Source organism: Nocardia sp. NPDC055029, assembly GCF_053608525.1.
On record NZ_JBSGVQ010000057.1, the window covers coordinates 1 to 15220 of the forward strand.

Below are 15220 nucleotides of genomic sequence, written 5' to 3' on the forward strand. Positions count from 1 at the left end.
CGGAAGCTAAGGCCACCTGCGCCGATGGTACTGCACTCGACAGGGTGTGGGAGAGTAGGACACCGCCGGAACATCATTGCGAAAGGCCCTCCAACATTGTTGGAGGGCCTTTTTGCGTTCCCGGACAAGATCTCTCGCGTAGCAGGCTGGTCGGCGACGTGCCCCTAGAATCGGGGGATTGCGGTCCGAACCATCAATATTTCAGAAAACCTCCGTACGGCGCGCCATGGTCAGCGACCATGGTTCGACGTTGGTTCGGGAGGTCACCATGGATTGGTTGTTCACTCACAAGTGTCTGCGGCGTGGCGCGGCCGCTCTCGTGCTGCCCGCCGCCCTGATCGGCGCGATAGCCACCGCGGCGCCCGCACTGGCCGCACCCTCACCCGACCCGCTCGCCGGCATCGCCGAGGGCATCGCGGGTGCGGCCGATTCCGTTGGGGGCCTTGCCGGTATCGAGCTGCCCGACACCTACGGCCCCGAGACCGCGATCGTGGTGCTCGGCTACGGGCTGCTGCCGGACGGCACCATGCGCGCCGAGCTGAGCAACCGGCTGCACGCCGCGTTGGTCCAGGCGTTCATGTCACCCGCCTCCCCGGTGATCGTCACCGGCGGTAACCCGCGCAACGGTGTCACCGAGGCGCACGTGATGGCGGACTGGCTCACTATCCGCGGGGTGGCCAAGCATCGGATCTACGCCGAGACCCAGGCCGGTTCGACCGTGCAGAACGCGGAGTTCTCCGCGAAGTTGATGGAGGCGCTGGGCGTGCACAAGGCCGTGCTCATCACCTCCGCCGATCACATGCGCCGGGCGCTGGACAACTTCCTGGCCGCGGGCATCCCGGTGGTCGCGACGATGACGCCCGATGTGGCGCCGCTGTGGGCGCAGCCGTTCGGCGCGGGAAGTTAGCGCTCGGGTGCGCCGAAGTCGGTGTCGCGCACTACGATGCGTCTGGCGTCGTCGCGGGGTGCGGTGGTGCCGCGACTGGACAGGGGTATGCGATGGACAGGCCTGCGTGGGCACCAGAGGGCGTCGATATGCAGCATCCGAGCCCGGCTCGGATGTATGACGCCTTGCTCGGCGGCTCGCACAATTTCGCCGTCGACCGGATGGCGGCGGAGATGGGGACCAAGCTCGTCCCCGATCTGCCGCGTCTGGCACTGAGCAACCGTGCCTTTCTCCGCCGGGCGGTGCGCTTCATGCTCGACGCCGGGATCCGGCAGTTCCTCGACATCGGTTCCGGCATCCCCACCGCGGGCAATGTGCACGAGATCGTGCACGAGATCGATCCCGAGGCGCGGGTGCTCTATGTCGACATCGACCCGGTCGCGGTCGCCCACTCCCGGACCATCCTGCGGGGCAGGGAGCGCGCGGGCGCGATCGAGGCCGATCTGCGCAAGTCCGACGAGCTGATCGCCGCGGTGCGCGAGACCGGTCTCATCGACTTCGACGAGCCGGTCGGGCTGCTGCTGATCGCGGTGCTGCACCTGGTGCAGGACGAAGACGATCCGGCGGGCAAGGTCGCCGCGCTGCGCGAGGTGGTCGCGCCGGGCAGTTTCATAGCCATTTCACATCTCACCTCCGCGATGCGGCCGGAGGATGCCGGTAAGCTGGGTGAGCACTCCGCCAACGAGACCAAGGTCGGCATCCGATTCCGGTCCGAGGACGCGATCGTGTCGATGTTTCAGGGTTGGGGCATGGTGTCGCCCGGAGTTGTCGCGCTGCCGGCGTGGCGGCCGGAATCGGAGCGGGACCAGCACGAGAAGCCGGGCCGATCGCTCGGCCTCGGCGGGGTTGCGCGCAAAGAGTGAGCCGCCGGTTCGGTGGTGCTATGAGATGACAGGGTGGACGAGTAGTGGGGTCGTGGGAGCTGGCGCAGCGGTGGGCCGATGCCCTCGACGGCGTCGTCGCTCCCACGCTCAACCGCTCCCAGATCGAGGAGATGCTCGCCGCCCTGTGCACCGGTCTGATCGACGCGGCGCGCGGTGGCGAGGATTCCGATGTCGCCCGTCGTGCCGCCAGGATGCTGGTCGCGGCCAACTATCGTGATCCGGCGGCGGTGAGCCGATCGGTGCGGGTGATCTGCGAGGACCTGGTCACCATCGCCGCCGACGGGCCAGACGATCCGATGCTGCCCGATGTCATGGACCGCGTGATCGGCCTGGCCGCCGACTTTTCCGCCGGTTTCACCGGGGCACTGCGGTCGGCGGCCTTGGCCGAGCAGGAGGCGACCTTGGCCGCGGTGCTCGCGGCCGCACAGGAAGCCGAGAGCCGTCGGGCGCTGTCGGAAGCCCGCTTCGAGGCGGTGTTCGACGGCGCCCTGGTCGGCATCGGCACCGTCGATATGTCCGGCCGGGTGGTGAACTGCAATGCCACGATGGCCGAGATGCTCGGGCACACCCCGGAGACGATGCCGGGCCGCACCGTCGCCGACATCCTCGGCCCGCAGAATCTCAACCACGCGTTCGGCGAACTGCAGCGTATGGTCACCGGCGAATCGGAGAGCTTTCGCACCGAGACCGAGCATCTGCACGACGACGGCGAGGTCACCGTCATCGACCTGTCGATGTCGGCGGTGCGCGACGCCGACGGCAATATCCAATTCCTCATCGGCGTCGCGGTCGACGTCACCGAACGCAAACAGCTCGCCGACCGGCTGTGGCACGACGCGAACCATGACGCGCTCACCGGCCTGCCCAACCGGCCGCACCTGTTCAGCAGGCTTGCCGACGCCGAACCACCGATCGGGGTCTGCTACCTGGATCTGGACGGCTTCAAGGAGATCAACGACCTGTGGGGGCACACGGTCGGTGACCGGGTGCTGCGGGTCATCGCCGATCGGATGCGTGACGGTGTCCGCCCGCTGGACGCGATGGCCGCCAGGATCGGCGGTGACGAGTTCCTGGTGCTGGTGGAGGACTGCTCGGGGGAAGCGCAACTGGCGGATCTGGCCGACGATCTGGTCTCGGCGCTGACCGCACCGCTCGAGGTGGACGGGCACATGCTCGCGGTGGGTGTGAGCATCGGCGCCGCCTACTTCGACGAACTACCCGGCACGGTAGACGAATTGGTGCACGAGGCCGATTCGGCGATGTACCGCAACAAGCACGACACGCGCCGCTATCCGGCCCGGTAGCGGCCGGGCCGGATCGGTGCCGCCGCGCTAGACGAGCTGGCGGCCGCGGTTCGCCGCGCGCGCGAGCGAGCGGTCGCGCTGCTCCTCGAAGCGCGCCACGTCGACGCGGAGCCGGTCGAGGAAGGCCGCGAGGTCCTCGCGTGCCCGCTCGCCCCGTGCGCCGAAGTCGGTGCGCTCGAAGATGTTCCATTTGCGCAGCACCGGCAGCAGGACCTCGTCCAGGTGCTGGCGCAGGTCGTAGATGCCGTGCTTGGCCATCAGCACGCCGTTGCGCCGCCAGCCCGGCATGCCCGCTCCGGGCATCTGGAAGCCCTGCACGATCGTGTTGATCGCCTCCATGGCCTGGTCGGGCGCCAGATCCAGCGCGGCGGTGCAGAGGTTGCGATAGAAGATCATGTGCAGGTTCTCGTCGGCGGCGATGCGGGCGAGCATGCGATCGGCGATCGGGTCGTCGCAGACGCGACCGGTATTGCGGTGGCTGACCCGGGTGGCCAGTTCCTGGAAGGTCACGTAGGCGACGGAGTACAGCATGCCTGCCACGGCATTGGCCCTGATGTCGACGCCGCCCGCCTTTTCGTCGACGACGGCCATCACCGAATAGCCGTTCGTCATGTGGATCATCCGGGCCTGCTCGAGTGCCACCGGGTCGACGCCGCGAGTGACAACGAGGTAGTCACGCATCACGATGCCGTGGCGGTTCTCCTCGGCGGTCCAGCGACCGACCCAGGTGCCCCACGCGCCGTCCTTGGAGAAGTTCTCGGCGAGCTCCCGGTGGTAGGACGGCAGATTGTCCTCGGTGAGCAGATTGGTGATCATCGCCGCCTTGGCGAGATCGCTGAGCGTGGATTGCTCTGGGTCCCAATCGATTCCGCCCATCGCGGCGAAGTTGCGGCCCTGGTCCCACGGCACGTAGTCGTGCGGATGCCAGTCTTTGGCCATCGACAGATGGCGGTCGACATTGCTCGCGGCGACCGGTTCGAGTTCGATGAGCAGTTCCAATTGGGTGAGGTTCCTGGCCAAGCTCGTGCCCTTTCCGTGAAGTGAAAAGCAAGAGTTGCGCTGGTCCGGTATTGTTGCCCGTCGTCGCCGAGGATAGACCCGGCGCAACGCGCCTCCGAACGACACGGTGCGGAGGGCACTGTTTCTGAATTTGGGCGCGTCGCGCCGACTGCATATACGCTCCACCAGTTCAGCTCCATCAGCGGTTCCCGATCCAGTCGTGGCATAGCTAGAGAGAGTGAGCGAAAATATGACGGACATCGTGGTCACGAGCCTGGCGGCGACCACCTCGATCGCCGGCGACGTCGACTCGACCTGGAAGGGTCTGCTCAACGGCGAAAGCGGCATCGACGTCCTGGAGGACTCCTTCATCGACGACTTCGACCTGCCGGTGCGGATCGGCGGTCACCTGAAGATCGCCCCCGCCGCCTCGCTGACCCGCGAGGAGGCGCGCAGGCTGTCCTATGTCGAGCAGATGGCCGTGGTCCTCGGTCGCGAAGTGTGGCGCAACGCGGGCAATCCCGAGGTGGACCGCGACCGGCTCGGTGTCTCGATCGGCACCGGACTCGGCGGCGCGGAATCCCTGATCTACGCGCGCGACAGGCTCGGCAACGGCGGATACCGCAAGGTCTCGCCGCTGACCGTGCAGACGATCATGCCCAACGGTCCCGCCGCCTGCGTCGGCCTCGAATTGGGTGCGCGCGCCGGTGTTTCCACACCGGTCTCGGCCTGCTCGTCGGGGTCGGAGGCGATCGCCAACGCCTGGCGGATGATCATGATGGGCGATGCCGACATGGTGGTGACCGGCGGTGTCGAGGGGTCTATCCAGGCGGTGCCGATCGCGGCGTTCACCCAGATGCGCGCCATGAGCACCCGCAACGATGACCCCAAGGCGGCCTCGCGTCCGTTCGACGCCGATCGCGACGGCTTCGTCTTCGGCGAGGCGGGCGCGATGATGGTGATCGAGACCGAGGAGCACGCCAAGGCCCGCGGCGCGACGATCCACGCGCGGCTGCTCGGGGCGGGCGTCACCTCCGACGGATTCCACCTCGTGGCACCGGATCCCGAGGGCACCGGCGCGGCGCGGGCGATGACACGGGCGATGCAGACCGGCGGGATCAGCCGCACCGATGTCACCCACATCAACGCCCACGCGACCGCGACGCCCATCGGTGACACCGCCGAGGCCAACGCGATCGGCAAGGCGATCGGCTCGCACGCGTCGGTGTACGCGCCCAAGTCGGCGCTCGGGCATTCGATCGGCGCGGTCGGCGCGCTCGAGGCGGTGCTGACCGTACTGAGCGTGCGCGACAGCATCATTCCGCCCACCCTCAACCTGGACAACCAGGACCCCGAGATCGATCTGGACGTGGTCTGCGGTGAGGCTCGGCGCGGGCCGATCGACTACGCGGTGAACAACTCCTTCGGATTCGGCGGGCACAACGTCGCCGTCGCCTTCGGGCGGTATTGACTCTTCGCCACGGCGGCGCCTCCTACAGATGCATTGTGCGTTGAAAAGGATAGGGAATGATCGGCGAGACTTTCGACGACTATGTGGACGAACTGGGCAATATCCGGATTCCGGGTAACCAGACCTTGATCGACTTCGTCGACAAACACAGCGAGGCCAACGGGGACGATCTGGCCTATCGCTTCATCGACTATTCACGGGAACGTGAGGGCGAATACCAGGAGCTGACCTGGCGCGAATTCGGGGTCAGGCTGCGCGCGGTGGCCGCGCGGCTGCAACAGGTGACCTCGCCCGGCGACCGGGTCGCGGTGCTCGCACCGCAGGGCCTGGACTACGTCGTCGCGCTGTTCGCGGCGGTGTACGCGGGGAATGTGGCCGTGCCGCTGTTCGACCCGGAGGAGCAGGGCCACAGCGACCGGCTGCACGCCGTACTCGGCGACTGCGAGCCGGTCGCTGTGCTCACCGTCGGCACCGCGGCGGCGGGGGTGCGGAAGTTCTTCCGGGAGCAGCCCGCCGCGCAACGGCCGAGGATCATCGCGGTCGAGGCGATCCCGGACACCGTCGGGGCGACCTGGCGCAGGCCCGAGATCGATATCGACAGCGTCGCCTACCTGCAGTACACCTCGGGGTCCACCCGGGTGCCCGCCGGCGTCGAGATCACCCATCGCTCGGTCGGCACCAATCTGCTGCAGATGATCGACGCGATCGGCATCACCGAGAACGCGCGCGGGGTCACCTGGCTGCCGCTGTTCCACGACATGGGGCTGCTGTCGGTGATCCTGCCGACCATCGGCGGCAAGTTCATCACCATCATGTCGCCGAGCGCGTTCGTGCGCAGGCCGTCGCGCTGGATCAAGGAACTGGCGGCCCAGGCCGACGGTGCCGAGATCTATTCGGCGGCACCGAATTTCGCCTTCGAGCACGCGGCGGTGCGCGGACTGCCCAAGGGTGGCGAATCGCTGGATCTGTCGAACGTGATCGGCCTGATCAACGGCAGCGAGCCGGTGTCGGTGGCCTCCATGCGCAAGTTCAACGAGGCCTTCGCGCCGTACGGGTTGTCCAAGAACGCGATCAAGCCCTGCTACGGGATGGCCGAGGCGACGCTGTTCGTCTCGGCGACCAGACGCGACGACGAGGCCAGGGTGGTCTACGTCGATCGCGGGCAGCTGAACGAGGGCCGGATGGTGGCGGTCGACGAGCACTCCGCGGACGCGGTCGCGCAGGTGTCGTGCGGGTACGTCGCGCGCTCGCAGTGGGCGGTGATCGTCGACCCGGCGACCGGGATCGAGCGCAGGGAGGGCGAGGTCGGCGAGATCTGGCTGCACGGCGACAACATGGGTATCGGGTACTGGGGCAGGCAGGGGGAGACCGCGGAGACCTTCCACAACCGGGTGACCCGCAATCCCGCGGGCAGCAGGGCCGAGGGCGCACCGGACGACGCGCGGTGGATGCGCACCGGCGACTTCGGCGCCTACCACGACGGCGAGCTGTTCATCACCGGCCGGGTGAAGGACCTGGTGATCGTCGACGGCCGCAACCACTACCCGCAGGACCTCGAGTACTCCGCCCAGGAGGCGAGCACGGCGCTGCGGCCCGGGTTCGTCGCGGCCTTCTCGGTACCGGCCGGGCAGCTGCCCGCGCCGGTGCTGGAGGCGGGCAGCCCGACCGACGAGGCGGCCGAGCAGCTGGTGGTCGTCGCCGAACGCGGTACGGGCGCGGCGAAACTCGACCCGGGGCCGATCGTGGACACGGTGCGCGCGGCGATCGCGCGCAGGCATGGTGTCACCGTGCGTGACCTGCTGCTGGTGCCCGCGGGGTCGATCCCGCGTACATCGAGCGGCAAGATCGCCCGGCGGGCCTGCAAGGCGGCGTATCTGGACGGCACGCTGCGCGGCGGGCATCGGCAGGACGCCTATCCGGACGCGCCCGAGGAGTGAGAGACAGTTCGGCCACCGGGTCTCGGTGGCCGAACTGCGTTGTGGCCGTGATCAGTTGACGCAGGGAATGGTGCCGCCGATGGTCGTGGTCACCGCTTTTCCGGTGTCGGGCAGCGGCGGGGCCGAGGTCGTCGGCGGGCCGAGCGCGGCGGGTACATCGACGACACCGGTCGGCATCGGCGCCGTGGTGGTGATCGGCGCTTCCAGCCCGAACGCCGCCCGCACCTCCCGTTTGATCGCGCCCGCGTCGACGATATTGACGTCCTGGCCGTCGATCACGTCGTAGCGCACCACCGGCAGCGTGTGGAACTCCACCGGCAGCGTGCCCGCCGCGCCGAGCTCGCGGGCGAAGTCGAACAGATTCCAGCCGTCGGAGAGCACGATGTCCTTGTGCGCCACGTCCATCAGCGCCGAGAGCCTGCTCAGATTGGTGAGCGTGCCGGAATCCCTGAGCGACTTGGCCACCGAGGTGAGGAACGCCTGCTGGCGGTGCGTGCGATCGAGGTCGCCGTTGTGCAGGCCGTGGCGTTGCCGCACGAAGGCCAGGGCTTCGGAACCGTCGAGGTGCTGGCGGCCCGCAGGGAACACCGCACCGGAGAACTCGCTGTCGTCGACCGCGTTGTTCAGGCAGACATCGACGCCGCCGATCGCGGTCGCCAGGTCGTAGAACCCGGCCAGCGAGATCTCGGCGAACCGGTCGATCGGTACCCCGACCAGAGTGCGCACGGTGGACACGATCGACGCGCGGCCCGCCTCGCGGCCACGGCGCTCCAGCACCACCGGGTCCGTTTCGCCCTGCTCGATCAGCTTCGCCTGCACCGCGGCCTTCTTCAGGCCGTACGCCTCCTTGATCTTGATCTGCCGATAACCGGGGATGCCCGTCACCGGCACGTAGTTGTCGCGTGGGATGGAGAACGCGACGATCTTGCTCAGGTCGGCCGGGATGTGCAGCAGGATCAGCGAATTCGCGTTGTAGCCGCCCTCGGTGCCGTCGCCGGCGTGCAGCTGGTCCAGGATCTGTTTCGGCAGGTCGTTGCCGTTGAGGTCCTTGCGGGTGTCCAGGCCGATCAGCAGGATGTTGACGGCGCCGCCGCGCGAGCGAGGGGCGTCGGTGCCGAGCGCGGTGGAATGGGTGAAACCGGAATCGAAGTCGTTCTTCGCCGACCAGGACAGGCCGGTGCCGGTGAAGACGGCCAGTGCGATCGTCGCGCCGATCATCCTGGCCAGGATCAGGCCGACGCGGCGCACGCGTCCGCGCCGGGGCGTGCGGCTGGTGGCGGGGACCTGGTTGCCGACGCGCCGCGGACCGGGCCTCGGCGTTTCCAGGCGTGGTAAGGGCGCCGTGTCGTCGTCTCTGTTCACCGCAGTGCGCTACCTGCCTGCCACTGTTCCCACGGCACGCTCCAATCTCCGTTCTGCCACACCTCGAGCGGTGCGCCGCCGGTGTTGCGGATCTCCACCACGTCGCCGGGCTGGGAGAAGTCGTAGAACCATCGGGCGTTCTCGCCGCTGAGGTTGAGGCAGCCGTGCGAGACGTTGGTGTTGCCCTGCGCCCAGCTGGTGTCGTCGAGTTGGTGCAGATAGATGCCGTCGGTGCTGATCCTGGTCGCCCAGCCGATGGTCTCCTTGTAGCCGAGCCGGGAATTCACCGGCAGACCGTAGGTGGAGGAATCCATGATCACCGGGTTGGCCTTGTCCATGACGGTGTAGACGCCCGGTTGGGTCCAGAAGGTGATCGTCTTGCCCGCGACGACTTCGCTGCCGCCCCTGCCCATCGAGGTGGGCATGGTGCGGATCAGGGTGCCGTTCTCGAACACCTGGACCTGCTTGTCGTTGTCGTCGACGATCGAGATGTGTGCCGGGCCGATCGTGAAGCTGGTCCCGGTGTCCTCCTGGCCGTACAAGCCGCCGCCCAGGTCCTTGCCGTAGATGTCGGCGGCGAGGGTGACCGAGGTGCCGGGCGGGTAATAGTTCTGCGGCCGCCAGTGGGCGTTGCGGTTGTCGAGCCAGTACCAGGAGCCGGTCGCCGGCGGGTCGGTGGTGACGCTGAGGTGCCGTTCGGCCGTCGCACGGTCGGGAACGTCCTCGTCGAAATGCGCGACGACGACGGTGCCGACGCCGTAGCTGTCCGACGGGGACAGCGCCTCGCCACCGGTGGTGCGGAAGTACACCTTCGTCTGATTGTTGGGCGCGAGTGTGGAGAACGAGGAGGTGATCGGTCCGATCGGGCCGGTGACGGTGAGGGCTTCGGCGACGACGGTGTAGGTGCGGCCGTAACCGAGCGGTTCGGCGGGCTTCCACGCCGTCTGGTCGGGGGTGAAGACGCCCTCGATCGTGCGGCCCTGCTCGTTGGTCATGGTGACCGAGGTGAGTTCGCCGTCGCTGGTGGTGACCCGGACCGGGCTGAGCGGGTCGACCTCGGTCGTGCCCGCCGCCGGCTCGACCGAGATGACGGCGGCGGGCGGGTCGGCGGAGTCGGATCCAGGCTCGCGCGAACCGCCACAGGCCGCGACGATCAGCGCGAGGCCGGCTGCGAACCCGGCCAGGAAACGACGTCCTGCCATACGCCCTCCTGTACTCGGTGCCGGTCAGTCCTGTAGGCCGACCTCGATGTCGAGCGAGAGGGCGATCTTGTCGCCGACCACGACGCCGCCGTTGGCCATCGGCATCTCGGTGGTGATCCCGAAATCACGGCGGTTGATGGTCGCGGTGGCGGTGAAGCCCGCGACCGGCGCGTCGCCCATGCCGGGGCCCGCGCCAAGGAATTCCACGTGCAGGGTGACCGGGTGGGTGGTACCGCGGATGGTGAAGTCACCGGTGACCGAGAACTCGTCGCCGAGGGGACGGAAGTCGGCGGCCTTGAAAGTGGCGACGGGATGGTTGGCCACGTCGAAGAAGTCGGCGGTGGCCAGGTGCTCGTCGCGCTGCGGATTGTCGGTGGTGACCGAATCGACCCGCATCTCGACCACGGCGTCGGCGGTGCCGTCGGGATGGACGGCCAGCGCGCCGGAGAAATTCGTGAAGCGTCCGCGCACCTTGCTCACCATCAGATGGCGCACGGAGAACTGCAGAGCCGAATGGCTACGGTCGATGACCCACGTTCCCGCGGACAGGCCTTGGGTAGGTGCCGACATGATCTCTCCTCACCGAGCGAACCGGCCGCGGTGGCCGACGTGATGTGAAGCGATGACGGCAACCAGCCTAACCCGGTATCCGCCCGGCGGTCAGTCCTCGCTGCTGGTGCGTTCGCCGAGGAATCGCAGCAGTGCCGGATCGGCGGAGGTGAACCGGTCGACCTCCTGACCGCCGGTGCATTCGAACAGGCCGACGGTCACCGAGTCGGCGCGGCGGGCGAGCACCCGCCAGATCGCGCCGGAATCCTGCCAGCGGCGCAAGGTCTCGACCGGGTTCGCGGTCATGCTCGCACCTCGCCGTCGCTGGGCTCCGGCCGGACAACCGAGGCGGCGACCGGCTCGCGATAATTCGCGGCGACCAACGCGAGGCAGGCCGCGGCGATCAGCGCGACGACCAGATACATGGCGGGATAGCCGAAGCCGAAGCTGCCGTGCAGGGCGGACAGCACGGCGGGCACACCGAAGCCGAGGTAGCTCACCGAGTAGAAGACGGCGTTGAGCCCGGCCAGATCACCGGGGCCCGCGATCCGCTCGATCTGCTGCAACCCCGCGACCAGGCCGATGCCGTATCCGCTGCCGAGCACGACGGCGGTCAGCAGGGTCACCCAGATGCTCAGGGTGGCCGCCGTCCACGACGCCAGCACCATGCCCGCGGTGAGCAGCACCAGGGCCAGGACCGCGGCGCGGGCGGTGCCGGGCCGGTCGATCCGCCGGGCCACCGATTGGATGGTGAAACCGCAGCCGAGCGTCACCATGGTGACCAGCGCGGAGAAGGCGATCGGGGCGCCTTGCACGCGCGGCAGCATCAGCGTCGGCAGCACGGCGTAGGCGGTCGCGTTGGCGGTGAACAGCCACAGCGCGATCGGCACCGCGACCCGCAGGAAGCGGCGGTGCCCGGCGGCCGGGATCTTCAGATCGTCGCGTAGCCTGCCCGGATTCGGCTGTCGCGTCACCGTTTCCGGCGACTTGGCCAGCCAGACCGCGGTGGCGACGCACAGCGCCGCGTTGACGAGATAGGCGGTGGAATCGGGCAGCGGCCCCCACTGCGCCAGCACACCGGCCACGCCGGCGCCGAGCGCGAACCCGGCGGTCAGGCTCATGGCCGAGCGGCGGGCACCGACACCGGCGGCGGCCGCGGCGTAGGGCGGCTGGGAGAGCTCCTTGAGCCAGCTGCCGCCGACCGCCATCGCCAGTCCGAGCGCGACGCCGCACAGCATCCGCCCGGCCGCCAGCATCGGGACCGAGGCCGCGCCCGCCGCGAGCAGCAGCGAACCGGCCGCCGCGATCAGCGGGGCGGGCAGCATCAGCGTGCGGCGGCCGAACCGGTCCGAGAGCGGGCCGCCGATGAGCAGCGCGGGCACGATGCCGAGGACGTAGTAGAACAGCAGCAGGTCGACCGCCGTCAGCGGCAGGCCGTGGCTCTTGTACATCACCAGCAGCGGGGTGAACTCGTTGCCGCCCCACGCGATCGCGACCATCGCCGCGGAAACACCGAGCCAGGCGCGGGTCCGCGTGCTGGAGACAGCACGGGGCCGTTCACTGGTGAGAATCGCCATCACAGGCCCTTTCCGTCGTGCGCGCACCGGGGCACGCTCACGGGGCGAGTGGTGGCAACCGGTCTCATTTTAGGCGCGGCCGATCGCTGTACTACCGTCGGCCTGTGCGTGAGCTGCGGGTCGGGTGTGCGATGTGGACGCACCCGCAGTGGCAGCAGCGGTTGCCCGCACCGGGGGAGCGGCTGCGCGCCTACGCCGGGCACTGCGGCGCTGTCGAGGGCAACACCACCTTCTACGCGACGCCGTCGGCCTCCACCGTCGAGTCGTGGGCCCGGCAGACCGCGCCGGATTTCCGGTTCGTGCTCAAGCCGCCGCGCGCCGTCACCCACGAGCGCAGGCTCGTCGACGCGCAGGCCGAGCTGTCGGCCTTTCTCGATGTGATGGCGCCGCTCGGGTCGCGGGTGCATGCCCTGTGGATTCAGTTGCCCGCCTCGTTCGGGCCCACCGATCTGGGTGCGCTGGCGCGGTTCCAGCGTGACCTGCCCGCCGGGCTGCGATGTGCGGTCGAGGTACGTCATCCGGCCTTCTTCACCGACGAGCGCGCCGCGGTGCAGCTGGAACGGGTGCTCGGCCGGATCGGCGCCGAATGGGTGCCCTTCGACACGACCGTGCTGTTCGGCGGACCGCCCGGCGACCCGTCGGAGTACGAGGCGCGGGCGAAGAAGCCACGGGTGCCGCGGCGGATGCGGGCGCTGACCGAATACCCGATCGTGCGCTACCACGGTCGCGCCGACGAGGACCGCACCGTCGCCGGCTGGCAGCCGTGGGTCGAGACCGTCGCGCAGTGGCTGCGCGAGGGCCGCTCCCCGACGGTGTTCGTGCACACCCCCGACAACGCCGCCGCCCGCGGGCTGGCCCGCCGGTTCCACGACGCGGTCGGCGCCGTCGTCCCCGAGCTCCCGCCGCAGCCGACTCCCGAACCCGACGAACCGATGACCCTGTTCTGAATTCCCCGGACGCCTGTCGGACCCCCGTGGCATGCTGTGCGCCAGCACTGGGGAGTGGGTGGGCGGACTCGAAGGGGACGAGTGATGTCTACGGAGCGAATGTCGTTGGCGCGTGCGCCGCATTGCGAGCCCGGCCTCGAAACAGCAGCGACTCCGTCGCGGGCTGCGGTGGATATCGCTGTGCCGCAGCGATATCCGGGATCGACGCGTTCTCGGGCCGGCGGTGCGCCGTTCGGTGTGCGCCGGGTGGTCAGCGCGGCGTGCGCACGGGGCAGGCGCGGCGAGGCCGAATCCGTCGCCGAGGCACAGCGATTCGCCGAGCAGTCGGTGCGGTTGGTGCTCGAGGTCGTCGACCGGCGCAGAAAGCCCGACCAGTTGCGCGCGGTCACCGACCCGCGGGTCCTGGCATCGGTGCGCACCATGCTCACCCAGGACCTGGCTCCCGGCCGCAGCCTCGGCGCCGCCACGGTCAAACACGTGCGGGTGACCGCCACCGAGCCGGGCGGCGCCGAGATCTTCGCCTCCTATCAGCGCGGCCCGCGAACCCTCGCGTTCGCGGGCCGCATCGAATTCACCAAGGACCGTTGGCGTTTGGTAGCCCTACGACTGTTCTGACACGCGTCAGCGCCGGGCGGTGACCCCGGAGAAATCGTGCGAGACCTGGTGATTGCGATCGACGAAGGTGCCGAACGCGTGGTCGGGATGCAGACCGAAGTACTGCCCGCGGGTCCGGTCGGTCCAGGCCAGCGCCGCCGCGGCCGCGATGCGGTGGAAGTGCACGGTGTATCCACGCTCGTAGATCCGCAGCAGCGCATAGCCGCCCGGATACTCCTTGACCGCGGCGACCTCGAGGAACTCGACGCGCCCGGAATCGGGGCGGCTCATCCGGTTTCGATGGGTGTGCCCGCTGTGATGCAGGAACACGCCGGGGCTGGTCCGGTAGCTCGCCTGCAGCGCGTGCGCGCTCGCCCGGTCGAGGACGAATCCGGGGCCGCCCGGATTGCTCAGTGCCGCATAGCGGGTCACCGGATGGTGGCCGAAGATCAGCGTCGGCTGGTCGGGGGCGGCGGCGAGTACCTCGCGCAGGTGGGTGAGCTGGGCGGCCGAGATCGTGCCGCCCGCGCCCCGATGGCGTGTGGTGTCGAGGCCGATCAGCCGCAGGCCGCCGAACTCGTGGCAGGTGAGCCGCTGGCGGGCATGGAAAGCCCAGCCCCAGTGGTCCTCCCGCCCGCGCGCGACGTCGTGGTTGCCGCGGCAGGCGAGATAGTCGCGGCCGCGCGTGCCCCAGTCGTCGAGGCGCGCGCGGATGCCGGCGACCTGGTCGGCCGTGCCGCTGTCGGTGAGATCACCGGCGACGACGAGATGGTCGACCGCGCGTTCGGGCCTGCGGATGTCGTGCAGCAGTGCGTCGGTCATCACCTGCGGGTAGTGGCCGTCGTCGTGGCGCAGGCCGGGCGGCAACCCGGCGACGATCAGGCCGCTGCGGTCCTCACCCCAGTGCAGGTCGTTGGTGAGGGCGATGGTCCGCAGCAGGCGGCCCGGTGGCGGTGGTGCGGTGCGAAGGACGCCGGTCGCCTCCGGTGCGCCGGGACGGCGCGTCACCCAGGTGCGGCCCGCGACCGCGCGGACACCCTCGGAGCAGGCGGTGAAGCGGTAGCTGCGGCCGGGTTCGAGACCGCGGATCTCGGCGTAGTGATGGGCGGTGCGGCGCGGATCGTAGAACCGGGTCACCGGCGCTGCCAGGCCGTCGGCGAGGGCGAGCCGGACCTCGGTGTCGGAGGCGGCGGGGCGCAGGGTGCCGGACCGGTCGCGGCGCCGGGTGGCCCAGGTGAGGATCGCGGTGTCGTGGGTGACCGTCACGACCTCGAGATCGGTGACGACCAGCTGGCCGCGCGCGCTCGCGGAGCTGCGCGGCCGCGCCATCGGCGCGCGGACGGTGGCCGCCGCGGCGCCGGAGGCAGCGTTGACCAGCCATGCGGTGTGCAGTCGAGGATCGAGCATGCCGGGCTCCGTTCGCCGTCTACCGGGGACGGTACGGGTGC

The 15220-nt window shown here is 69.4% G+C and carries 14 protein-coding genes; 7 read left to right on the plus strand and 7 right to left on the minus strand.

All coding sequences use genetic code 11. The features are described from left to right. The first annotated feature begins 277 nt into the window (after positions 1–277). The 3 genes from ACWF9G_RS32090 (at position 278) to ACWF9G_RS32100 (ending at position 3134) form a co-directional block, all read left to right on the plus strand. A complete protein-coding gene (locus ACWF9G_RS32090; RefSeq protein ID WP_452519876.1) occupies positions 278–907 on the plus strand; it encodes a YdcF family protein in 630 nt (209 codons plus the stop codon). A 92-nt stretch (positions 908–999) separates the two neighbouring features. After that, the gene (locus tag ACWF9G_RS32095) at positions 1000–1809 is read left to right on the plus strand and encodes an SAM-dependent methyltransferase (RefSeq protein ID WP_379311068.1); all 810 of its coding nucleotides are present in this window, start codon (positions 1000–1002) and stop codon (positions 1807–1809) included. A 44-nt stretch (positions 1810–1853) separates the two neighbouring features. Beyond that, positions 1854–3134 carry a diguanylate cyclase domain-containing protein gene (locus tag ACWF9G_RS32100; protein ID WP_452519877.1) on the plus strand — a complete coding sequence of 427 codons (1281 nt, stop codon included), beginning with the start codon at positions 1854–1856 and terminating at the stop codon, positions 3132–3134. 27 nt (positions 3135–3161) lie between these two features. Here ACWF9G_RS32100 and ACWF9G_RS32105 read toward each other — a convergent pair whose 3' ends face one another. Continuing rightward, positions 3162–4154, minus strand: a complete 993-nt coding sequence (locus ACWF9G_RS32105; RefSeq protein ID WP_452519878.1) for an acyl-ACP desaturase — start codon at positions 4152–4154, stop codon at positions 3162–3164. A 229-nt stretch (positions 4155–4383) separates the two neighbouring features. On the opposite strand from ACWF9G_RS32105, the gene ACWF9G_RS32110 reads away from it, so the two are divergent. Both ACWF9G_RS32110 and fadD32 read left to right on the plus strand, forming a co-directional pair. After that, a complete protein-coding gene (locus tag ACWF9G_RS32110; RefSeq protein WP_379311065.1) occupies positions 4384–5604 on the plus strand; it encodes a KasA/KasB family beta-ketoacyl-ACP synthase in 1221 nt (406 codons plus the stop codon). A gap of 59 nt (positions 5605–5663) precedes the next feature. Next, positions 5664–7541 carry a long-chain-fatty-acid--AMP ligase FadD32 gene (fadD32, locus tag ACWF9G_RS32115; protein WP_452519917.1) on the plus strand — a complete coding sequence of 626 codons (1878 nt, stop codon included), beginning with the start codon at positions 5664–5666 and terminating at the stop codon, positions 7539–7541. 51 nt (positions 7542–7592) lie between these two features. On the opposite strand, the gene ACWF9G_RS32120 is transcribed toward fadD32, so the two are convergent. From ACWF9G_RS32120 to ACWF9G_RS32140, 5 genes are all read right to left on the minus strand, one after another. After that, on the minus strand, positions 7593–8903 hold the full coding sequence (locus ACWF9G_RS32120) for an LCP family protein (protein ID WP_452519879.1): 1311 nt from the start codon (positions 8901–8903) through the stop codon (positions 7593–7595). Further along, positions 8900–10105: a L,D-transpeptidase gene (locus tag ACWF9G_RS32125; RefSeq protein ID WP_452519880.1), complete on the minus strand. Its 1206-nt coding sequence runs from the start codon at positions 10103–10105 to the stop codon at positions 8900–8902. Before ACWF9G_RS32125 ends, ACWF9G_RS32120 begins: the two co-directional genes overlap by 4 nt. 24 nt (positions 10106–10129) lie before the next feature. Then, positions 10130–10675 carry a YceI family protein gene (locus ACWF9G_RS32130; protein ID WP_452519881.1) on the minus strand — a complete coding sequence of 182 codons (546 nt, stop codon included), beginning with the start codon at positions 10673–10675 and terminating at the stop codon, positions 10130–10132. 90 nt (positions 10676–10765) lie between these two features. After that, on the minus strand, positions 10766–10960 hold the full coding sequence (locus ACWF9G_RS32135; protein ID WP_378854632.1) for a hypothetical protein: 195 nt from the start codon (positions 10958–10960) through the stop codon (positions 10766–10768). Continuing rightward, on the minus strand, positions 10957–12231 hold the full coding sequence (locus tag ACWF9G_RS32140) for an MFS transporter (RefSeq protein ID WP_452519883.1): 1275 nt from the start codon (positions 12229–12231) through the stop codon (positions 10957–10959). Before ACWF9G_RS32140 ends, ACWF9G_RS32135 begins: the two co-directional genes overlap by 4 nt. A 104-nt stretch (positions 12232–12335) precedes the next feature. Between ACWF9G_RS32140 and ACWF9G_RS32145 the strand changes: the two genes are divergently transcribed. Then, entirely contained in the window at positions 12336–13178 is an 843-nt protein-coding gene (locus tag ACWF9G_RS32145) for a DUF72 domain-containing protein (protein ID WP_452519885.1), read from the plus strand. Between the two features lie 180 nt (positions 13179–13358). Then, positions 13359–13793, plus strand: a complete 435-nt coding sequence (locus tag ACWF9G_RS32150; protein ID WP_452519887.1) for an Rv3235 family protein — start codon at positions 13359–13361, stop codon at positions 13791–13793. Between the two features lie 6 nt (positions 13794–13799). Here the strand turns inward: ACWF9G_RS32150 and ACWF9G_RS32155 are convergent, their stop codons facing one another. Beyond that, entirely contained in the window at positions 13800–15179 is a 1380-nt protein-coding gene (locus ACWF9G_RS32155; protein ID WP_452519889.1) for a metallophosphoesterase, read from the minus strand. Positions 15180–15220: the final 41 nt, after the last annotated feature.